The organism is Mycolicibacterium moriokaense (assembly GCF_010726085.1).
In the GTDB taxonomy this organism is placed as follows: Bacteria; Actinomycetota; Actinomycetes; order Mycobacteriales; family Mycobacteriaceae; genus Mycobacterium; species Mycobacterium moriokaense.
On record NZ_AP022560.1, the window covers coordinates 1506917 to 1528152 of the forward strand.

22 protein-coding genes are annotated in these 21236 nt (G+C 66.0%); 8 read left to right on the forward strand and 14 right to left on the reverse strand.

Translation table 11 applies throughout. The features are described 5' to 3' along the window. Positions 1-2 precede the first annotated feature (2 nt). The gene (locus G6N43_RS07405; protein WP_110810259.1) at positions 3-2009 is read left to right on the forward strand and encodes a YhgE/Pip domain-containing protein; all 2007 of its coding nucleotides are present in this window, start codon (positions 3-5) and stop codon (positions 2007-2009) included. Positions 2010-2063: 54 nt separating this feature from the next. Here G6N43_RS07405 and G6N43_RS07410 read toward each other — a convergent pair whose 3' ends face one another. Then, a complete protein-coding gene (locus G6N43_RS07410; protein WP_083149132.1) occupies positions 2064-3533 on the reverse strand; it encodes an acetyl-coenzyme A carboxylase carboxyl transferase subunits beta/alpha in 1470 nt (489 codons plus the stop codon). 30 nt (positions 3534-3563) lie between these two features. Between G6N43_RS07410 and G6N43_RS07415 the strand changes: the two genes are divergently transcribed. The 7 genes from G6N43_RS07415 (at position 3564) to G6N43_RS07445 (ending at position 10500) form a co-directional block, all read left to right on the forward strand. Then, positions 3564-3935 carry a hypothetical protein gene (locus G6N43_RS07415; protein ID WP_083149131.1) on the forward strand — a complete coding sequence of 124 codons (372 nt, stop codon included), beginning with the start codon at positions 3564-3566 and terminating at the stop codon, positions 3933-3935. Positions 3936-3962: 27 nt separating this feature from the next. Continuing rightward, positions 3963-4697, forward strand: a complete 735-nt coding sequence (locus G6N43_RS07420; RefSeq protein ID WP_083149130.1) for an enoyl-CoA hydratase — start codon at positions 3963-3965, stop codon at positions 4695-4697. Beyond that, positions 4697-5806, forward strand: coding sequence for an MBL fold metallo-hydrolase (locus tag G6N43_RS07425; protein ID WP_083149129.1), 1110 nt, complete (start codon positions 4697-4699; stop codon positions 5804-5806). The genes G6N43_RS07420 and G6N43_RS07425 overlap by 1 nt, the downstream gene beginning before the upstream one ends. Before the next feature lie 85 nt (positions 5807-5891). After that, positions 5892-7466 (forward strand): serine hydrolase, encoded by a 1575-nt coding sequence (locus G6N43_RS07430; RefSeq protein ID WP_083149128.1) that lies wholly within the window; start codon positions 5892-5894, stop codon positions 7464-7466. Further along, positions 7463-9853 (forward strand): cation-translocating P-type ATPase, encoded by a 2391-nt coding sequence (locus G6N43_RS07435; protein ID WP_083149127.1) that lies wholly within the window; start codon positions 7463-7465, stop codon positions 9851-9853. Before G6N43_RS07430 ends, G6N43_RS07435 begins: the two co-directional genes overlap by 4 nt. A 9-nt stretch (positions 9854-9862) precedes the next feature. Further along, positions 9863-10045 carry an antitoxin gene (locus tag G6N43_RS07440; RefSeq protein WP_083149126.1) on the forward strand — a complete coding sequence of 61 codons (183 nt, stop codon included), beginning with the start codon at positions 9863-9865 and terminating at the stop codon, positions 10043-10045. Positions 10046-10053: 8 nt separating this feature from the next. Next, entirely contained in the window at positions 10054-10500 is a 447-nt protein-coding gene (locus tag G6N43_RS07445) for a type II toxin-antitoxin system Rv0910 family toxin (RefSeq protein ID WP_083149125.1), read from the forward strand. Positions 10501-10585: 85 nt separating this feature from the next. Here G6N43_RS07445 and G6N43_RS07450 read toward each other — a convergent pair whose 3' ends face one another. The 13 genes from G6N43_RS07450 to G6N43_RS07505 all read right to left on the reverse strand — a co-directional run bounded on the left by G6N43_RS07450 (position 10586) and on the right by G6N43_RS07505 (position 21228). Next, positions 10586-11146: an isomerase gene (locus tag G6N43_RS07450; protein WP_083149124.1), complete on the reverse strand. Its 561-nt coding sequence runs from the start codon at positions 11144-11146 to the stop codon at positions 10586-10588. After that, the gene (locus G6N43_RS07455) at positions 11146-12372 is read right to left on the reverse strand and encodes a cytochrome P450 (protein WP_083149123.1); all 1227 of its coding nucleotides are present in this window, start codon (positions 12370-12372) and stop codon (positions 11146-11148) included. The genes G6N43_RS07450 and G6N43_RS07455 overlap by 1 nt, the downstream gene beginning before the upstream one ends. After that, a complete protein-coding gene (locus G6N43_RS07460; RefSeq protein WP_083149122.1) occupies positions 12369-12782 on the reverse strand; it encodes a VOC family protein in 414 nt (137 codons plus the stop codon). Before G6N43_RS07460 ends, G6N43_RS07455 begins: the two co-directional genes overlap by 4 nt. Continuing rightward, positions 12779-13837, reverse strand: a complete 1059-nt coding sequence (locus G6N43_RS07465) for an NAD(P)H-dependent amine dehydrogenase family protein (RefSeq protein ID WP_083149121.1) — start codon at positions 13835-13837, stop codon at positions 12779-12781. The genes G6N43_RS07460 and G6N43_RS07465 overlap by 4 nt, the downstream gene beginning before the upstream one ends. Beyond that, positions 13830-14879 carry an NAD(P)H-dependent amine dehydrogenase family protein gene (locus tag G6N43_RS07470; RefSeq protein WP_083149120.1) on the reverse strand — a complete coding sequence of 350 codons (1050 nt, stop codon included), beginning with the start codon at positions 14877-14879 and terminating at the stop codon, positions 13830-13832. Before G6N43_RS07470 ends, G6N43_RS07465 begins: the two co-directional genes overlap by 8 nt. Then, positions 14876-16099 (reverse strand): cytochrome P450, encoded by a 1224-nt coding sequence (locus G6N43_RS07475; RefSeq protein WP_083149119.1) that lies wholly within the window; start codon positions 16097-16099, stop codon positions 14876-14878. Before G6N43_RS07475 ends, G6N43_RS07470 begins: the two co-directional genes overlap by 4 nt. 2 nt (positions 16100-16101) lie before the next feature. Next, positions 16102-16518 (reverse strand): hypothetical protein, encoded by a 417-nt coding sequence (locus G6N43_RS07480; protein ID WP_083149118.1) that lies wholly within the window; start codon positions 16516-16518, stop codon positions 16102-16104. 21 nt (positions 16519-16539) lie between these two features. Further along, positions 16540-17235 (reverse strand): hypothetical protein, encoded by a 696-nt coding sequence (locus G6N43_RS07485; RefSeq protein WP_083149117.1) that lies wholly within the window; start codon positions 17233-17235, stop codon positions 16540-16542. Next, a complete protein-coding gene (locus G6N43_RS30850; protein WP_263991929.1) occupies positions 17232-17360 on the reverse strand; it encodes a hypothetical protein in 129 nt (42 codons plus the stop codon). Before G6N43_RS30850 ends, G6N43_RS07485 begins: the two co-directional genes overlap by 4 nt. A gap of 15 nt (positions 17361-17375) precedes the next feature. Next, the gene (locus G6N43_RS07490; RefSeq protein ID WP_083149116.1) at positions 17376-18176 is read right to left on the reverse strand and encodes a CbbQ/NirQ/NorQ/GpvN family protein; all 801 of its coding nucleotides are present in this window, start codon (positions 18174-18176) and stop codon (positions 17376-17378) included. Then, entirely contained in the window at positions 18173-19705 is a 1533-nt protein-coding gene (locus tag G6N43_RS07495; RefSeq protein ID WP_083149115.1) for a nitric oxide reductase activation protein NorD, read from the reverse strand. Before G6N43_RS07495 ends, G6N43_RS07490 begins: the two co-directional genes overlap by 4 nt. A 130-nt stretch (positions 19706-19835) precedes the next feature. Continuing rightward, positions 19836-20438 carry a TetR family transcriptional regulator gene (locus tag G6N43_RS07500; RefSeq protein ID WP_083149114.1) on the reverse strand — a complete coding sequence of 201 codons (603 nt, stop codon included), beginning with the start codon at positions 20436-20438 and terminating at the stop codon, positions 19836-19838. A gap of 58 nt (positions 20439-20496) precedes the next feature. Beyond that, positions 20497-21228, reverse strand: a complete 732-nt coding sequence (locus G6N43_RS07505) for a hypothetical protein (RefSeq protein WP_083149113.1) — start codon at positions 21226-21228, stop codon at positions 20497-20499. Positions 21229-21236 lie beyond the last annotated feature (8 nt).

Consider the following 21236-nt stretch of genomic DNA (forward strand, 5'->3'; position numbering starts at 1 on the left):
CCATGCTCGCCGGAATGTCGCTGGGCACCGACCTGAAACGCTATTCGCGGGGACTGCTGCCGCGGATCGCTCTCATCACAATCGTCCTCATGCCGCTGCTGTACGGCGCGATGTACCTGTGGGCGTTCTGGAATCCTTTCGGGGAGTTGAACAAGGTTCCGGTGGCTCTGGTCAACGAGGATCGTGGCGCGACGGCCCAAGGCCAGCAGTTGCGCGCAGGTGACGAAATCACGGCAGCCCTGATGAACTCCGGTCAGCTCAAGCTCTCCGAGGTGTCGGCTGCACAGGCCGCCGAGGGTGTGGCCAGCGGTGAGTACTACTTTTCGATCACCGTGCCGCAGGATTTCAGCGCCGGCATCGCCTCGGTGTCCGGCACCGATCCGCAGCAGGCGCAGCTGCGCTTCACCCTCAACGACGCCAACAACTACCTCGCGTCCATCATCGGGCAGAACGCCGCACGCGAGGTCCTCAATCAGGTCAATGCGGAGATCGGCAAACGCACTGTTGGCACGGTGCTGGCGGGACTCACCGACGCCGGGGCCGGCCTCAGACAGGCCGCCGACGGGGCCCAGCAGCTGGCCACCGGGTTGACGGCCGCCGACGACGGTGCGCACCGGTTGGCTTCGGGGGCCAACGTGTTGGCGTCGGGACTCGACAGCGCACAGGCCGGCTCGGCTCAGTTGGCGGCGGGCACTCGGCAGCTGTCGACCGCCGTGGAATCGGCGACGGGTCCGCTGATCGAGGTGCTCGACCGCGTCGGAGGGCTGGGGCTCGACCCGGACGAAGTCGGTGTTGTTGCAGAGCATTTGAGCAGCGCCGTGCGGTCGACGACGGATCGGATCGCGGCGCTCAACATCGACCATGCGCAGGTCGCGGCGATCGTCGACCAGACAGTCGGGTTCCTGCGGGCCAACCCCGACCCCGCGGTGCGCGATATGGGCGAGGTCCTGGCCCGCGCGCAAGGGCTGCTGCGCGCACAGGGCATCGATCCGGCCACCGATGCGGGCCTGATTCGGTTGCGGGACAGCGCCGCCGCGCTGGAGGCGGAGTTGTCAGACCCGAGCAGCAAGCTGCGGACATTCATCGACCGGGCGCTCAACGGAGGGCTGCGGGCCGACGTCGCCAAGCTGCGTGACGGTGTCGAACAGCTGAATTCCGGCGCCAGCCGGCTCGACGCGGGACTGCAACAACTCGCCAACGGGGGACACGAACTCGCCAACGGTGCACGACAACTCGCCGATGGGACGACGAAGCTGGCGGACGGTGGGAAGGAGCTGGCGACCAAGCTTGGGCAGGGGGCGAGCCAGATTCCGTCGTGGACACCCGCGCAGCGCAGCGACGTGGCGCGCACGCTCTCGGCGCCGGTCAGCCTCGATGTGGTCAACACCCACCCCGCCGCCACCTTCGGCACCGGTTTCGCGCCGTTCTTCATGCCGCTGGCGTTGTTCATCGGCGCGCTGATCATCTGGATGCTGTTGACGCCGTTGCAGTCGCGGCCGATCGTGAACGGTCTCGCGGCGCTGCGAGTCGTGCTCGCCTCGTACTGGCCGGGGCTGCTGATCGCCGTGTGCCAAGTGGTGGTCATGTACGTCGTGGTGCACTTCGGCGTCGGTCTGGAGGCCAAGTATCCGATTGCCACAGTTGGGTTTCTGGTGCTGATCGCTGCGACGTTCCTCGCCATGATCCAGGCGTTCAACGCGCTGTTCGGTGTCGCGGTGGGGCGCGTCGTGACGCTGGCGTTCCTGATGCTGCAGCTGGTGTCAGCCGGCGGCATATATCCCGTCGAGACCACCGCCAAGCCGTTCCAGATCCTGCATCCTGTGGACCCGATGACATACGCGGTCAACGGGTTACGCCAGCTGACCGTCGGCGGCATCGATTCGAGGCTGTGGATCGCAATCGCCGTCCTGGTGGTGCTGCTTGCGATGTCGCTGGCCGGCAGCGCGTGGGCCGCCAGGAGGAATCGGCAGTACACGATGGAGCGTTTGCACCCACCTATCGAAGTGTGATTTGTGTGCGTTCCGTTGCGCTCAGCGCTCCTAAACGCACTCAAATCGCAGGAATCAGAGCCCGATCCGGCGATAACGTGCCAGCCGCGCGGTCAGCCGCTCGGCCTCGGGAATCGAACGCAGCGTGTGCAATTCGTTGGCAATAGTCGCCGACAACCGCTGCGTGAACGCCAGCGGCTCGTCGGCCGCGTCCGGACGTTCGGGCACAATGGCGTCGACGATGCCACTCGCCAACAGGTCAGCCGACCGAATCCCTTGTGCCTCAGCTAGTTCCGGCGCATGGGCGGTATCGCGGAACACGATCGCGCTCGCCCCTTCCGGCGGCAGCGGCGCCAACCAGCCGTGCAGCGCCGCCAGCACTCTATCGGCGGGCACCATCGCCAGCGCGGGCCCGCCGCTGCCCTGCCCGAGCAGTACCGACACCGTCGGCGTGTCCAGCGTGACGAGATCGGCCAGGCACCTTGCGATCTCACCGGCCAGACCATCCTGTTCGGCCTCGACCGTGAGTGCCGGTCCGGCGGTATCGATCACGAGCACGAGCGGCAACCTCAGGCCCGCCGCCAACGCCATGCCCCGTCGCGCCTCGCGCAGCGCCGCCGGACCGACCATCCCGCCGAGCACCCGCTGCTGGCCGAGCACCACCGCCGGTTGTCCGCCGAACCTGGCCAACGCCAGCAGCGTCGTGGCGTCCTCGCCACGGCCCGTGCCCGAGAGCAGCACCCGATCGGATGTTCCGTGCCGCAACAGATATGCCGCGCCTGGGCGGTCCGGTCGACGCGATGCGGTCACCGATTCCCACGCGGGCACTTCGGGCACATCGGTGGATTCGGGTGGCGGCGGCGGTGATTCGGGCGGGTCGGCGAGGACCTTCAGCGTGCGGTCGAGTGTGGACCGCACCGCGTCCAGCGGGATCACTCCGTCGATGACGCCGTGGCGCTCCAGGTTCTCGGCGGTCTGCACACCCGACGGAAACGGCTCGCCGTAGAGATGCTCGTACACCCGCGGGCCCAGAAATCCGATGAGCGCACCCGGCTCGGCGGCGGTGACGTGCCCCAGCGAACCCCACGACGCGAACACGCCGCCCGTCGTCGGATGACGCAGGTACACCAGGTATGGCAGGTGCGCGCGCTTGTGCAGCTCGACGGCCGCGGCGATCTTGACCATCTGCAGGAACGCGACGGTGCCCTCCTGCATGCGGGTGCCGCCGGAGCTTGGGGAGGCGACCAGCGGTAACCGCTCGGCCGTCGCCCTGGCCACCGCGGTGGTGATCCGCTCGGCGGCGGCCACCCCGATCGAGCCGGCCAGGAAGTCGAACTCGCACGCCACCAACGCCACCCGCCGGCCGAAAACCGTGCCCTCGCCGGTCAGCACCGCCTCGTCGAGCCCCGTCTTGGCGGCCGCAGCGGCCAGCTCGCGGTGGTACTCCGAGCTGCCGCCGACCTCCAGTGGCGCGGTGTCCCAGCTACGGAACGAACCCTCATCCAGCACGGCATCGCGCAGGTCAAGCGCACGAATCCGGCTCACCTGCCGAGGCTATCTGGCTACTGTGTGCGCATGGAAACAGAACTTCGCTACGAGCGATGGTTCCTTCCGTTTTCGGTGCCGCTCGGTTGCGGGCCGAAACAAAGTGAAGTCCGCATCGCCGACGACACCTTGCACGTCAAGTTCGGCTGGGGCTTTCGGGCCGCCATCCCGCTGTCGTCGATCACGAAGGCCGAGCGCAACAACGACCGGGTGTATTCCTGGGGTGCGCACGGGTGGCGGGGCCGCTGGCTGGTGAACGGCTCGTCGAAGGGGATCGTCGAACTGACCATCGACCCTCCGACCAGGGCTTACGTCATGGGCGTGCCGGTCACGTTGAAAACGCTCTGGGTCAGCGTCACCGAGCCGGAGGCATTGATCGAGGCCTGCACCCGAAAGGCCTGACCCAGGTCGTCCCGATAGGGTGGCGCCATGATTGGTGTGACCCGTGACGGCGATGTGATGACGCTGGAAATGCAGCGCCCCGATCGCCGCAATGCGCTCAACGGCGCGCTCGTCGACGGACTCCGCGAGGCGGTCGAGAAGGCCGCGGGCGAAGACATCCGGGCCATCGTGCTGACCGGCCAGGGCCACGTCTTCAGCGCGGGCGCCGACCTGTCCGACGCGAGCGGCGTCGCCGAGGAGCTGCCCGACAAGGCCAAGGCGCTGAACCTGGCGATCGACAAGGCACCTGTCCCGGTCATCGGAGCCATCAACGGCCCCGCGATCGGCGCCGGTGTAATTCTCGCGATGATCTGCGATCTGCGGGTCGTCGCACCCGAGGCGTACTTCCAGTTCCCGGTCGCGAAATACGGCCTGGCACTGGATAACTGGAGCATTCGACGGCTCACGTCGCTGGTCGGCGCCGGTCGCGCGAGAGGCATGCTGTTGGGGGCGGAGAAGCTCACCGCAGAGGGCGCACTGCAAACCGGCATGGCCAACCGCATCGGCACGCTGTCCGATGCTCAGGCCTGGGCCGCCGAACTCGCTGGTTTCGCCCCGCTGGCCTTGCAACACGCCAAGCGGGTGCTCAACGACGACGGCGCCTACGAGGAACCGTGGCCGGAGCACCAGGAACTGTTCGATCGGGCCTGGGCCAGCCAGGACGTCATCGAGGCGCAGGTGGCGCGCATCGAGAAGCGGCCCCCGAGGTTCAAGGGCGCCTGATGATCGGGGCGGCCCTGCGCATCGGCTTCGGAACGGCGACGCTCCTGGCAGGTGGGTTGGCGCTGCGGGCGCTGCAGGGCACTCCGTCCGCCCTCGGCGCATCACCGGTCGAGATCGACGGTGTCGCCAAGGCGTCGCCGAATTACCAGGACGGCGTGTTCGTCAACCTGGAACCCGCAAGCCCGATGAGCCTGACCCGCCAGGAGCAGTTCCTGCTGGTCCGTGAGGTCATCGGTGGCAGGGCCAACCAGCAGCCGGCCCAACCCGTCCCACTGGTCACTCCCGACCCGAGCGTCGCCGCCGGCGACCTGGCCGTCACCTGGTACGGCCACTCGTCCGCGGTCATCGAGGTCGACGGCTACCGCGTGCTGGCCGACCCCGTCTGGAGCGACCGCTGCTCCCCGTCCCGCACGATCGGTCCGCGGCGGCTGCACCCGGTGCCCGCCCCGCTGGAGGCGATGCCCGCGATCGACGCGGTCATCATCAGCCACGACCACTACGACCACCTCGACGTCGACACCGTCAAACAGCTGGCGCGCACCCAGCGGGCCAAGTTCTTCGTCCCGCTCGGCATCGGCGCTCACCTGCGGTCCTGGCACATTCCCGCCGACCGGATCGTCGAACTCGACTGGAACGAGAGCGCCCAGCTCGGCGACCTCACCCTGGTGTGCACGCCGGCGCGGCACTTCTCCGGGCGGTTCCTGACCAGGAACACCACCCTGTGGTCGTCGTGGGTGCTGATCGGCCCCAATCACCGCGCCTTCTTCGGCGGCGACACCGGATATTCGAAGAGTTTCGGCGATATCGGCGCTGAGCACGGCCTCTTCGACCTCACCCTGATGCCGGTGGGCGCGTATCACCCTGGCTGGCCGGATATTCATATGAACCCCGAGGATGCGGTCCGTGCGCACCGCGACGTCACCGATGCGGGGCTGCTGGTCCCGATCCACTGGGCGACGTTCCGCCTCGCCCCGCATCCATGGTCCGAACCGGTGGAGCGGCTGATCAAGGCCGCCGACTCCGAGCGTGTGCTGGTCGCGGTGCCGAAGCCGGGACAGCGGGTGCAACCCGACGAGGCGCTGGCTAGCGACCCGTGGTGGCGCCTCTAGCCCTTCGCCGAGTGCACGGTTGTTGACGGGTCGATTCGCGATTCGTGTACAACATGCGTGCAGTCGACGGGATACGGTGCTCGTCATGAATGCACTGGCCAGGGTCGCGATCGCGGGGTTGATCGCACTGGTGCCCGGCTGCGCAACGAGCCAGCCACCCGAACCGGCGCCGCCGTCGACGCCGACCCAGGCGGACGTACCGCCGCCGCTGGTGCCCGCGATGCCGTTGCCGGAGAACGCCGTCGACAAGGCCGTCGCCAAGCTCGACGGCATCGCCGAGGAGCTGATGCGCAAGTCCGGCATCCCCGGCATGGCGGTCGCCGTCGTGCACAAGGGGAAGACCGTGTACGCGAAGGGGTTCGGGGTCAGAGACGTCAAGACCGGTGACCGCGTGGATGCGGACACGGTCTTTCAGCTGGCGTCGGTGTCGAAGTCGATCTCCTCGACGGTGGTCGCCCACCAAGTCGGCGTGCACGCGATCGGCTGGGACACCACGATCGTGTCCAAGTTGCCGTGGTTCGCGCTGTCGGATCCGACCGTGACGCAGATGGTCACCGTCGGCGACATGATGTCGCACCGCTCCGGGCTTCCCGACCACGCAGGCGACATCCTCGAGGACATCGGACACGACCGTCGCTATGTGCTCGAGCACCTGCGGGACTTCCCGCTCGATCCGTTCCGAATCTCATATGCCTACACCAACTTCGGGTACACCACCGGCGCCGAGGCGGTCGCCGCGAGTGCCGGCAAGCCGTGGGACGCGCTGGCCGACGAGGTGCTGTTCGACCCGCTCGGTATGACATCGACGAGTTTCCGTTTCGCCGACTACGAGTCCAGGGCCAACCGCACCCTCGGCCATATCCGCATCGACGGTTCCTACGAGCCGCTGTACGTCCGAAACGCGGACGCGCAAGCGCCTGCAGGCGGCGCCAGTTCGTCGCTCAACGACATGACCCGCTGGCTCGCCATGGTGCTCGCGAACGGCAAGCACGAGGGCAAGCAGATCGTCGACGCCGGCGCGCTGCTGCCCGCCCTGAGTCCGCAGATCGTCTCGAGCCCACCGACGCAGCCCGCGATGCGGTCAGGCTTCTACGGATTCGGCTTCAACGTCGGGACGACGTCGGCGGCACGCACGGAACTCAGCCACTCGGGCGCCTTCGAGCTCGGCGCAGCCACGAATTTCGTCATCCTCCCGTCGGCCGACGTGGCGATCGTCGCGCTCACCAACGCCACGCCATCGGGTGTGCCCGAAGCACTGACGGCCCAGTTCGCGGACCTGGTGCAGTTCGGCGAGGTGCGTGAAGATTGGTACGGCCTGTACAGCTCGGTCATCGACGAGATGGACGACCCGGTCGGGTCACTGGTCGGCAAGCAGCCGCCACCGAATCCAGCTCCCGCCGCGCCGTTGTCGACCTACGTCGGGACGTACCAGAACGACTTCTGGGGTCCGGCCCGTGTCACCGAGAAGAACGGCAAGCTGATGCTGGCGCTCGGTTCGAAGCTGACCGTCCCGCTCGACCACTGGGACGGCAACGTGTTCACGTTCAAGTTCGTCACCGAAAACGCGCCACCGGGCACGATTTCGATGGCCACGTTCGACGGCGACAAGCTCGTGCTCGAGTATTACGACGAGTTCGGTAAGGGGACGTTCACCAAATGACCACCATCCCAGGCGTCAACATCGCCGGCCTCTCCGATGCCGAAGTCGCGCAGCGTGTTTCCGAAGGCAAGACCAACGATGTGCCGACCCGCGCGGCACGCAGCGTCTCAGAGATCGTCCGGGCCAACGTGCTCACCCGCATCAACGCCATTCTCGGTGTCCTGCTGATCATCGTCCTGTCCACCGGTTCGGTGATCAACGGCGCGTTCGGACTGCTGATCATCGCCAACAGTGCGATCGGCATCATCCAGGAGCTACGCGCCAAGCAGACATTGGACAAGCTGGCGATCGTCGGGCAGGCGAAACCCTTGGTGCGCAGGCAGTCCGGCACCAAGGCGGTACTTCCCGCCGAGATCGTGCTCGACGACATCATCGAACTCGGGCCCGGTGACCAGATCGTCGTCGACGGTGAGATCGTCGAGGAGTCCAACCTCGAGGTCGACGAGTCGCTGCTCACCGGCGAGGCCGACCCCATCGCCAAAGGCGTCGGCGATGGTGTCATGTCGGGCAGCTTCGTCGTCGCGGGCAGCGGCGCGTACCGGGCCACCAAGGTCGGCCGGGAAGCCTACGCGGCCAAGCTCGCCGAGGAGGCCAGCAAGTTCACTCTGGTGAATTCCGAACTGCGCAGCGGTATCAACAAGATCCTGCAGTTCATCACGTATCTGCTGATACCCGCGGGTCTGCTGATCATCTACACGCAGCTGTTCACCACCGGTGCGGACTGGCGTGAGGCCGTGTTGCGGATGGTCGGTGCGTTGGTGCCGATGGTGCCCGAAGGCCTGGTGCTGATGACGTCGATCGCCTTCGCCGTCGGCGTGATCCGGCTGGGCCGCAGGCAGTGTCTGGTCAACGAACTTCCCGCCATCGAGGGACTGGCCCGTGTCGACGTCGTGTGTGCCGACAAGACCGGCACTCTCACCGAAAACGGCATGCGGGTCTCGGATCTGAAGAAGCTGAACGAAGGCAACGTCGCCGACATTCTTGCGCAGCTGGCCGCCGACGACGCCCGACCCAACGCGAGCATGCAGGCCATCGCGGAGGCCTACAAGATGCCGCCCGGATGGCAGGCCACGGCGATCGCACCGTTCAAATCCGCCACCAAGTGGAGCGGCGCGTCGTACGGGGAGCACGGCAACTGGGTGATCGGCGCGCCCGACGTGCTGCTCGAGCCGGGGTCCGAAATCGCCCAGCAGGCAGAGGAAATCGGCGCGAAGGGATTGCGGGTGCTACTGCTCGGCTCGTCCGATGTGCCTGTCGACCACCCGGATGCGCCGGGTTGTGTCACTCCGGCGGCGCTGGTGGTTCTTGAGCAGCGCATCCGACCCGACGCCCATGACACGCTGAATTACTTTGCGGATCAGAAGGTTTCGATCAAGGTGATCTCGGGCGACAACGCCGTTTCGGTCGCGGCGGTGGCCGGCTCGCTCGGGCTGAGTGGCGAGACGATGGACGCGCGCCAGCTGCCCGACGATCCCGAGCAGCTGGCCGACACTCTCGAGGAGTGCACCACCTTCGGCAGGGTCCGGCCGGATCAGAAGCGAGCCATGGTGCACGCCCTGCAGTCGCGCGGACATACCGTCGCGATGACGGGGGACGGCGTCAACGACGTGCTCGCCCTGAAGGACGCTGATATCGGCGTCGCGATGGGCTCCGGCAGTTCGGCCTCCCGCGCGGTGGCCCAGATCGTGTTGCTGGACAACAAGTTCGCGACGTTGCCGTACGTCGTCGGCGAGGGCCGCCGTGTCATCGGCAACATCGAGCGAGTCTCGAACCTGTTCCTCACCAAGACCGTGTACTCGGTGCTGCTGGCGATTCTCGTCGGCCTCGGCGGCCTGTCGTCGAAGCTGTTCGGCACCGATCCGCTGCTGTTCCCGTTCCAGCCGATCCACGTGACGATCGCGGCGTGGTTCACCATCGGCATCCCGGCGTTCATCCTGTCGCTGGCGCCGAACAACGAGCGCGCGCACCGGGGGTTCGTGCGCCGGGTCATGACGGCGGCGCTGCCCTCGGGCGTCGTGGTCGGGATCGCGACGTTCACCTCGTACCTGGTGGCGTATCAGGGACGCACGGCCACACCGGCCGAGCAGATGCAGGCGTCGACGGCGGCGCTGATCACGCTGCTGGTCACGGGGGTGTGGGTGCTGGCGGTGGTGGCACGGCCGTACCAGTGGTGGCGGGTGGCGCTGGTCGTCGTGTCCGGCCTGGCATATGTCGTGATCTTCTCGATTCCACTGGCCCGAAAGGCGTTCATGCTCGACCCGTCGAACCTCAAGACCACGTCGATCGCGCTGCTCATCGGGGTGGTCGGAGCGGCGGCCGTCGAGGTCATCTGGTGGGTGCAGGGAGCGGTTCTGGGCGAACGTCGGCGGCTATGGCGCTCGGAGTAGGCTGGTCGCATGGCAATCCTCGACAAGGTGAAGAATCTGCTGGCCAAGAATGCCGACAAGGTGGACACCGCGATCGACAAGGCCGGTGACATCGTCGACGAGAAGACGCAGGGCAAATACGCCCAGCACATCGACAAGGTGCAGGAGGCCGCCAAGAAGGCGGTCGACAAGAACAACCCGCAGACCCCCTAGAAACACCTATGGCAAAACTTTCCGTCTCCGTCGACGTTCCTCTTCCGCCGGAGAAGGCGTGGGAATCCGCGTCTGATCTGCCCCGCTACAAGGAGTGGCTGACCGTCCACAAGGTGTGGCGGAGCAAGCTGCCAGAAACCCTTGAGAAGGGCACGGCCATCGAGTCGATCGTCGAAGTCAAGGGCATGCCCGTGCGGGTCAAGTGGACCATCGTCCACTTCAAGCCGCCCGAGACAATCACCCTCGATGGCAAGGGCGAGGGCGGCGTCAAGGTCAAGCTCATCGGCAAGGTGCGGCCCTCCAAGAAGGTCGACGCGGGGTCGAGCGTCACCTTCGACGTGCACCTCGGCGGCCCTGCGTTGTTCGGACCCATCGGGATGGTGGTCGCCGGCGCGCTGAAGAGCGATTTCCGGGAGTCGTTGGACCGCTTCCAGGCCGTGTTCGCCCCAGCCTGACCCACCCGTTTACACGCGAGCAGACGTGAACACCCCTAGATTTGGGCATATTTGGGGGTGTTCACGTCTGCTCGTGCAGTGGTGATTACCGGCGCCGCCGCACCAGTTTCGCGAACTCCGCCGTCGAGCGGCGCACCGATTCGAATTCCAGCGATACCAGCAGCGTGTCCACCATCGCGAACGGCAGGGTGGTGGCCACCGCGCCGCGGCCGTACTCGATGTGCCACGAGCCGGGATGAATGGTCATGCCGCGAGCCTGCCCCCGCGCCATGTGTGCGTGCTCACCGGGCAACAGCGTCGAGGCGGTGAGATCGTCCGATTCGATGTCATACCAGTCGATTTGGCCGGCGATCAGAAACTTGTGCACGTCGACGTGCTTGTAGCGACCCGAAAAGCCTTGGGTGCCAGTGGGTGTGCCGAAGATCACGAGGTACTCACGTGGGCTGAAGTAGAGGAACCTGACCTTGCCGAGGATGCCACCCGCTTTGCTGCCCACCCACCGTCCTGGCGTGGCATCGATGAGATCGGGATACTCGTCGGCCAGCGCCTCGACGGCGCGGGTGATCAGCTCACCGTTCTCCAGCGGCAGCCCCACAACCTGCTTGGCCACCCTGCCCAGCACGTCCGGATCGATCTTGTACGCCATCAGCCGAACTGTATCCGCAGGCTCGTCGGCCCGCTGAGACCCAGCAGCGGCTTCCATGGCACCGATTCGGTGCGCGACGGGTTGGGCAGACGCTGGGAGAGGATCTTCAGCGCCTCGGCGAGTTCCAGCCGCGCCAGGTTGGCGCCCAGGCAATAGTGCACCCCGCCGCCGAAGGTCAGGATCGGTGGCGGGTCGTCACGCGTGATGTCGAAGCGTGTCGGATCGTCGTAGATCGCGCTATCACGGTTGGCCGCATAGGTATTCACGATGATGAACGTGTCTTTGGGAAATGTGTAGTCGTCGATCACGACATCCTCGGCGGCGCTGCGCACCGTGCTGCACATGGACGGCGAGTGGCGCATCGTCTCCTCGACGGCGCGCATCGCCAACTCCGGCCTCTCCCGCAATAGCGACCACTGTTCCGGGTGATCGCAGAACACCTGCATCGAGGCGGCCAGTTGGCTTCGCGTCGTATCGGTGCCCGCCACCAGAATGCTGAAGGCCAGCATCCGCAACTCACCTGTGTCGAGCCGATCGCCGGCGTCCTCGATCCGAATGAGCTCGGAGAGCAGATCGTCGGTCAGGCTCTGTCTCCTAACCGCAACCATATCGTCGATGTAGGAGTCGAATTCGTCCCACGCCTTCAGGACGACGGGCTCCTCCTCTGCCAGGTTGCAATCGAAGCTGACGATCTTGAAGATGTCATCGGCCCATCGGGAGAACTGCCGCCAGTCCTCACGCGGCGCCCCGAGCAGCGCGCAGATGACCGGAATGGGGTACGGGCGGGCGATATCCGCGACGAACTCACAGCCGCCCGCGTCGGCCACCGCATCGATGAGCTCGTTGACCACCGTGTGGATGGTGTCGTGCATCCGCGCGGTCGCGCGCGGCGTGAACGCGCGTGACACCAACCCGCGCAGCCGGCGATGCTCATCGCCCTCCATGTTCAAGATGCTGCGAGTCACCCTGTCCCACAACGGCCCTGACGTGATGCCGTGGGCGGAGAGATGGATGCCCTTGGGCACGACGAACCGCGGGTCCCGAAGCACGGTGCGGGCCAGTTCGTACGAGAGCACCTCGGGGCCGATCGGTCCCAGCGCGATGGGGGCGGCCTCCTGCGCCGCGCGGAACTGGGGATAGATCTCCTGCGGCGTGTCGGTGACGTCGTACTGCAGGGTGGGCAGGTCCGCGTCGAACACACTGGGTTTGGCGGCGTCGACAGTCATGGCACGTTGGTGTCCAGTAGGGTCAGCGGCAGGCCGAGCACCGACAGGTCGATCTCTTCCAGGTGTGTGCCGTCGCCGGCCAGCTTTTGGCGGAATCGTATTGCTGCGCCGAACTTCTCGGCGACGGATTCCGCGTCCGAGGCGTCGGGAACCTGCAGCACGACGGTGTAGATCCCGTCACCCTTCTCGTCGAGAAAGGTCTGCACCGATCCCGCGACGGTGGCCGTCGATCCCGGGATCGGGCTGATGAGCTCAACCCCGCGGTCCCAGTCCAGGCTCACGCGGACACCGAGCTCGGTCAGCTCCGCAGGCTGGAACGCGAAGCCGAGCTCGGCGAACATCCGCGCGACGGTCTCGTGCCGCTCGGGCGCCACGGCGAAGACGACGTGATGCAGCCGGGGCGCGGTCATTTCCGCACCAGCCCGCGGGGGCGGATGAGCCCGAGGTCGAAATGGGTGACCCAGCCCGGCTCGGCGTCGCACACGTCGGGGATCGCGTTGATGGCCCCCATCGCGGTCCAGTCGTAGCCGGGATGGTGCATCGTGCCGTCGGGCCGATCGATGCCCTCGAGCGTGAGTTCGGTGGGTGGATCGCCTTCGATCACGATCCGGTACCGCGTCTTGCCCCAGTCCCACGACGGGTCGATCTTGTCGGGCGCGCTCGTCAAGTAGATGGCGTGGAAGACGATCAGCGGATTGCCATCGACCCATGCCGTCCACTCGTGATGCTGGGCGGCGACTGTCCCGCGAGGTATCACCCCCAACGCATGCGGAATGTCCTCGGTGGCGACGGCCGCCTGCACGTCGGCAGCGGTGACGTCGTCGATGCTCACCCCGAGACCGTCGGCGATCATGTGCATCGACTGCGCGAAGAACGGTACACCGAGGCCCAGAATCGTTGGCTCGGTGAGGAATTTCTCCTTGTCCTTGCCGAAGCCCATCCAGTCGATGTGATCCAGCGGCGCATCGGTGAGCACATTCACGACCTCGTACACGACGATCTGGTCGATCCTGTTCATCACACGCGCAAGGGTCATTGGCAGGATGTCGCCCGCATAACCCGGATGGATACCGCCACCGTGGAAGGAGGTCCCACCGTCGGCGCACGCGGCGCGGATCTGCTCGCCGCCGTCGCGAAAATCCTCGGTGGGATAGAAGAAGCCGCTTGTGGTGACGACGTTCTTGCCCGAGCGCAGCAGTCGGCAAACCGTATCGACGTCCATGATCACCGGCGTGTAGAACACACAGTCGGCATCCATCGCGATGACCGATTCGACGTCATCGGTCGTGACGACCCCGGTCGGCGCGATACCCGCGATCTCGCCGGCGTCCTTGCCGACCTTGTCCTTGCTGTGCACCAGAACGGCGACGAGGTCGAATGTCGGATTGTCGGCGAAGTGCCGCACCCCGACCTGCCCGACGTCGCCCGTCATCCACTGGATGACCCGATACGTCTTCTCAGGCATTGATGACACCCCTGGGTAGTAGCAGCGGTAGGTCGTTATAGGTCGCGATGCCGGGAGGCGCGGCGACGACGGCGGGTATCGCGGTGATCGCCGGAACGGCGGTGATGGTGAGCCCCAACAGGACGTAGTCCTCGATGGTTTCGCCGACGAAGTCGGGCGGTGGCTCGAAGCTCAGCGTGGTCTTGATCGTCGGACGGCCCTCGATGGTCACGTCGTATCCGAAACCCATCGACCATGTCGGCTGAAGGGATTGTCCTTTCGTCCAGACCCCGCGCACCTCGACGACCTCACGCGCGCCGAGGAAGCCCTTCCAGCGCACATCGATTCCGGCCACGCAACCCTTCGCGATGTGCCAGCCGCCGGGAAGGTCGAGATCCTCGGTGGTCTGGGCATATTCGGCGTCGCAGCGGATTTCGTCCAGTTCGACTCCGAGGGCGTTGGCGAGCAGCAGTACGGCCTCCCGGAAGATCTCCGAACCCTTCTCGGTGATGTCGCGCAGGCCCGGCTGGTCGATGGGATAGCCGAACCCCATGATCTTCTCGGTGTCGGGGGAGTTGTAGATGGTCGTGTCGAAGGACTCCACGATCGATATCCGGTCGACCCGGTCGGAGATCCCGGCCGCGACGATCGCGAACAGTTGCATGAAACCCGGGTTGAGCCCGCTGCCGAAGATCGTCGAACCGCCACGACGGCAGGCCTCCTCGATGCGTGCGCGACCCGATCCGAGCCGGTGGCCGGTGATGAACTCCGACGTGGTCACCACATTGATGCCCGCGCCCAGAAGCCTCTCCAACTCATCGACATTCGCGAACATCGGGTTGTAGACGACGCAGTCCGGTTTGAGCGCGAGCAATGCGTCGACGTCGTCGGTGGCGGTCACCCCGAGCGGTTCGATGCCGCACAGCTCGCCCACGTCGCGCCCCACCTTGTCCGGTGACCAGGCGTAGCAGCCGACGAGTTCCAGTGTCGAGTTCGCCGCGATCGCATGGACCGACTTCTTACCGACGTTGCCGGTCGTCCATTGCACGACGCGATACGTCATCCGGCCGCCGCCCAGGTCGAGCGCTCACCGGGGGTGAAGCCCACCGGGATCCGGCGGTAACCGCGGGTGACGGAGTTGCCGTGGAATTCCGCCGTGCCGGCGAGCGTGTAGTCGGGCATCCGCGCCAAGACTTGTTCCAGGCCGACTTGGAACTCGAGGCGCGCCAGGTTGGAGCCGAGACACCGATGGACGCCTGCGCCGAATCCGAGGTGCCGGTTCGCCTGCCGGTCGAGGATGCACCGATCCGGATCCGGGAACTCCGAGGCGTCACGGTTGGCGGAGGCGTAGTTGACGATGACCGATTGACCGGGGCAGAAGGTGTGCCCGGCGAGCTCCACTTCCTGCGCGACCGTCCTCGGTATGCCGTGGATCGACCCCCCGAAGCGGATGAACTCCTCGACCGCCTTGGGCAGGATCTCCGGTTCGGCGATCAGCCGGTCGCGCTCGTCGGGATGCGTTGCGAGGTAATGGAAGGCGAACGACATTGCGCTTGCCGTCGTCTCCAGTCCTGCCTGCACCAGCAGCATCGCGTTGCCGACGACGTCGCCGAACTCCAGCTTCTCGCCGTCGATTTCGGCGTTGAGCAGGACGTCGATCATGTCGTCCTGCGGCGGTTGGCTGGTGCGTGCCGACACCGCATCGTGAATGTGCTGGTATAGCCCACCCCAGGCGGCCATCCGGGCGTCTTCGGTGGCGCCGTTCAGCGCGGTGTCCGTCAGCTCGAGACACAGCGGGACGTCGTCGATGGGCATACCGAGCAGGTACTTGAAGAACACGATGCCCGGCTGCCGCCATGCGACCTCGGCGAGATCACCCGTGCCCGCCTCGATGAAAGTGTCGATGAGTCGGTCGGTCTCCGTGCGGATCTGCGGCCGCAGGGCCTTCATCCGGGCGGGTGAGAAGTAGGGGTTGAGGACTTTTCGAAACTTCTGCTGTCGCGGCGGGTCGAGGGTGATGACGAGATCGCCCGTGAGCCGTTCGGCCCCCTCCGGCGCCGGGTTGGAGGAGAAGTGCTCCCAGTCCTGCAGGATCTTGTAGCACTCCTGGTAGCGATTGGCCACCCACGCGCCGCCTTCGGTGGCGGCGAGGAACGGCGAATCGGTATGCGAGAAGGGTCCATTCCGCCGCATCACGGCGTAGACGGCGTACAGAAAGTCGTTGTCGTTGAAGTCCTCGTGGCGAAGGTTCAGATTCGCCGCGTGCTCCTCCGGCGACCTCATCGTCACGGGGCCTGTTCGGCGGCCTCGCGCGCCACCCGCTCGTCGTGAATGCGTACCAGTTCGCGGAAGCCGATCCGGTGGTACTTCGGCACCGGTTGGATGCCCCATTCGTCCTGGGCGGTGTCTTTGCCCTCAGCCCCCTCGGGCGGTCCGAGCGGAGGGTAGGGCACCTTGCACTCCAGGGTGTCGTCGGAGTATCGAACCTTCAAGAGTTCACTGCAGATCTCGGTCAGGCTCAGCGTCGGATACCCGTAGTACACCGCCATGAACGGAAGCGTGAAGGCGCCCTCGATCACGAGCGCGACCAGGCAGACCAACACCGCCCGCTTGATCCACTTGTGCATGCGCGCGTAGTACGGCGTGGTGCCAGGGGGCAGGTCCTCGGCCTTCTGCTCCGCTGCCTCAGGTGTTGTCGTCATAGGAGTGCTCCTCGAATCCGTTCAGTCGGAGAAGATTTCGCGGTTGACCGTGTGCAGGTACGGGATCGCCAGGAAGGGCGTGATGTAGAAGATGTCGTAGAGCCACCAGCCGATGACCGGGAACACCACACCGGCGTATCGGACGTCGGCGTACATCGTCATGTTGAATACGTAGAGGCACCAGATGAGCACGCCCATCCAGCAGGTGACGATCATCCATTGGTGACCCCATCGCTTCATCTGCAGGAACCCGATCGCCGCGGCGCACCGCATCGCGAAGACGGTGAGGATCATGCCGAACACCATCGACTTCTCGCCCGGTCCGGCGGCGCCCCCGACCCAGAACTCGTTGTAGTGCCAGAAATATCCGGCGTCGAACATCGCCCCCCAGCCGACCATCAGCACGCGGTTGATCAACGTGTGGTTGGCGACGAGGTCCAGCGCCCAGCCGAGGCTGTTGAGCATTCCGTCGATCAGGACGAGGTAGCCGATCAGGGTGACGATCATGGGTCGCATCGACAGGCCGGCGCTTGCCGCTTGTCGCTGCAGCCACACCCCGCGCAGGAAGATGGGCAGCCCGAAGATACCCGGTGCCCACATGCCCATCAGTGCTGCGCCGACGATCATCCACTTGTCGGCTCGGCGTTGGGCGAGGCGCGACTTCTCGTGGTGCTCTTCGAGGCTGACGGTGCTGTCCGCCCGGACGTCCAGACTCACAACTCCCACCAGCCGCGGACGAAGGACATGTACAGCTGGATTCCGAACATGGCCAGCAGGTAGCCGTAGATGACGATCTGCAGGACGATGAGCGCCCGCTTGCGTTTGCGTTCCTTCTGGTCCACGTCGTGACTCCTTCCCTACGGTGCGGTGCTCGAGCTGTCGGCGTTCGCCAGGCTGGCCGCCGCGACTTCGCGTAAACCTTCTGAGATGGCTCCGTCGCTGGACAGCGGCGCGAGGATGCACGCCTCGGCCGCCTCGAATTCCGTTGCGCCTGCGGCGATCAGCTGTGCAGCGGTGACCAGAACCCGGGTCGACGGGGGTTCGAAGTGGAAGGCCTCGTCGGCGGTTCTGATGGCCGTCGCGCACTGCACGAGTCGCTGAGCGGACGCCAGCGCGATGCCCGCCTCGGCGACGATCACCTCCGCCTCCCGGTCGGGCGGCAGGTAACGCATCGGCAGCGTGACGAAGCGTTGCCGGAAGGACGGTTTCAGTTCTTTCAACGAGCTGCGGTAGGCCGGGTTGTATGAGCACACCAGCATGAACGTCTCGGGGGCATGCACGACTTCGCCGGCACGGTCGAGATAGAGGGCGCGACGGTGATCGGTCAGCGAGTGCAGGATGGCCAGCGAATCGTGCCGCGCCTCGACCACCTCGTCGAGGTAGCAGATGGCCCCGGCCTTGACCGCTCTGGTGAGTGGCCCGTCCGTCCACACCACGTCGCCGCCGGTCACCATGAACCGTCCGACCAGATCGGAGCTGGTCAGGTCGTCGTGACAGCTGATCGTCACCACCGGTCGTCGCAGCAGCAGGCCCATGTGCTCGACGAGCCGCGTCTTGCCGCAGCCCGTCGGACCGGTCAGCATCACGGGCAGCCGTTGGCGAAACGCCTGCTCGAACAGCTGAACCTCGTTGCCGCTGGAAAAGTAGATTTCGCTCACGCGGCCACCAACTCTCGATGCACATGGGCAAGTACTCGGGGGAGTTCCTCGATGCGCCGGATGCGTTGGGAGCGCCGGGGTCCGAACACCTCGGGTAGCGGGTCGACCCTGGTCGGTCCGACGCCGACGTAGTACATGCGCACGCCGGCCTCGTTGGCCTCCTCGACGGCATGTGCCGCGTCCGCCCACGCGTAACGGCCCTCGTAGCCCTCGTCGGAGATCAGGCCGTCACCGATCACGATGAGCAGGCGACGTTCCGACGGTTGGGCAAGCAGTCGACTCGTCAGGTGGCGTAACGGTGCGCCGAGCCTGGTGTATCCGCCTGCCGCCAGGCCGAGTTGGCCGGGTGGCACGAACCGCCGGTCCTCGAAGTCCTTCAGGCAGGTGACCTCGACGCGGTGGCGGGTGTTGCCGGTGAACACGAAGATGCCGTGGCGTTCCCGCGCGAGCGTCATCGCCTGTGAAAGCGCGTCCGCGCAAGCCAATTCGAGCTTGAAGATCGTGCCGCCGTGCACTCCCAACGATGAGCTGCCGTCGAGCAGCAGCGCGGTGGTGACGTCGCGACTGCTGGGCAGGAGATCGCGGAAGATGCGCGGCTCGACCGCCTCGCCGGTGGTCAGGTCGACGTAGTGGCTGACGTACTGCTCGATGTCGAGATCGGAGCCGTCCTCCAACCGGTTCCTCATCGTCCGATGCGTGTGCTCGGAGAACCATCGGCGCAGATCTGACGAACCCGGTATCGGCCCGGTGCGCCCGCTGGTCTGGGTGCGTTCGAGGACCGCGACATGGTCCGGCATGAAGCTCTCCGTCCACGCGTTCCACTCCGGGTAGGGGATACCGGGGCGATGTTCCGGGGTGACGTCGAGGTCGTTCTCCTGAGGTCGGCTGGGCGGCGGCAGATTGGTGGCGCGCACACCGCCCTCTCCGCCGACGGGCACCGAGTACGGCCGGGGCAGCCGCTTCTGCGTTGAGGTCCAGGGCATCCTGCCGAAGGTGCGACGCAGTTTGTCGGCCATGCCCTGCGGATCGGTGTACGCCCGGGGCAGCGTGCCGAGCAGCGGATCCACCACCAGCGGCTGTGATGTGCGTGCCAGTGCGACGGCACGCTCGAGCATCTCCTCGGCACCGAGATCGCTGGGCCCCACCGCGAGATCGGGTAGCAGCCGGCGCACTTCGGGCAACAGGCCGGGCCAGTTCTCCGCGATCCACCCAAGGGCGACGCTTGCTTCAACGAGGCTCAGCGCGCTCAGCTCCCGCGTCGAGAGTTCGTTCAGCCGGTAGTGGACGATCCGATCTTTCGACGGTGAACATTGCAGCGCCACACCGCATGTCAGCGTGCGACGGGTCCAGTCGCGGACCGGCGGTGGGTAGGGGACGTGCACGAAGTCGAGCGTCGAGCTCAGGCCGAAGTCACGCCGCGCGCCGCTGACGAGGCGCACACCCTCGCGTCGTTGCCCGCTGAGGGCGACGGCCGTGATGGCGCAACTGCGCTCGACAGCGAGTGCGTGTGAGTCGGGGAGCTCGGACACGTCGCGTCCCTAGAACGTGCCGAGGTTCGAGAACATCCAGTACCAGAACCAGATGATCAAACCGGTGCCGCCCCATGCCGCGACGTACCGGAGGATCTCCCATACCCAATCCACGTCAGACCTCCTCGATCTACCGGATCTCCAGACCGCGTACGGCGGTGGCGACCAACTCGGCCAGCATCGTGTCGCGGGTGTCGGAATTGCTCATCGTTGTCAGCACGCCATAGACGCCCAGGAGGAAGAACACGGCGCTGTAGAAGGCGTCCACCTCCGGGTGGATCTCGCCTTCGCCGCGGGCGCGCTCGATCTCGCGCACCAGCAGGACGATCATCGGGTGATCGGTCCAGTCGTCCCTGTTGGGCCGCGTCGGCGAGAAGTGCAGTGCGAGGAGCTCTTTGAACAACAGCGGACCGAGTCGCTCTTCGAGGCCGGTCACCAGACGCACCGCCGTGTTCAGCGTGGTCACCAGGTCGTGGGTGTCGTCCAGGAAGCGCGCGAACTCCGCCGCCATCCGTGCTTCTTCGCGGTTCTCCAACTCGAGCAGGACGTGCTCCTTGCTCGGGAAGTGGAAGAAGAAGGTGCCGTGTGCGACGCCCGCCGCCGCGGCGATCGCGTTGACGTCGGCGCCGGACATGCCGGCGAGCTTGAACTCGGCGATCGCCGCGCCGAGTATGCGTTCTCGCGTCTGCAGCCGTCGTGCCTCGCGCGCCGACTGCTTGACCTGAGGCGTCATGGTCCGCTCTTTGTAACCCAGTTACTGACCAAAGTCAATGAGTTGAGTCATTGATGCCCTAGTCGGAGAAGATCTCGCGGTTGACCGAGTGCAGGTACGGGATCGCCAGGAACGGCGTGATGTAGAAGATGTCGTAGAGCCACCACCCGACGACCGGGAGGATGACGCCGGCGTAGCGCACGTCGGCGTACATCGTCATGTTGAACACGTAGAGGCACCAGATGAGTACGCCCATCCAGCAGGTGACGATCATCCACTGGTGGCCCCACCGCTTCATCTGCAGGAAGCCGATTCCGGCGGCGATGCGCATGGTGAAGACGGTGAGGATCATGCCGACTTCCATGGCCTTCTCGCCCGGTCCCGCGGCCCCGCCGATCCATAGCTCGTTGTAGTGCCAGAAGTATCCGGCGTCGAACATTGCGCCCCAGCCGTTCAACAGGATTCGAGCCAGAATGGTGTGGCTGGCGACGAGGTCCAGCGCCCAGCCGACGGTGTTGATCGCGGCATCGATGATGACGAGGTAGCCCAGCAGCGTGACAAGCATCGGCCGGACCGTCAGCCCCTCGCGCTGCGCCTTGCGAAGCAGCCAGACGCCGCGCAGGAACAGCGGAAGCCCGAAGATGCCGAGCGCTGCGGTACCGATCAGCAGGCTGCCGGAAATGAGCCACTTGTCCGCCTGTCGCTGAGCGGCCCGGGATGCCTCCATGTGCTCGTCCAAGCCACTGGCTGAGGGCTTGACGCGCGGTGTGGCGTCACGATTACGGCCCAGATTCAACGTGGGCAGATTCATGCAGACTG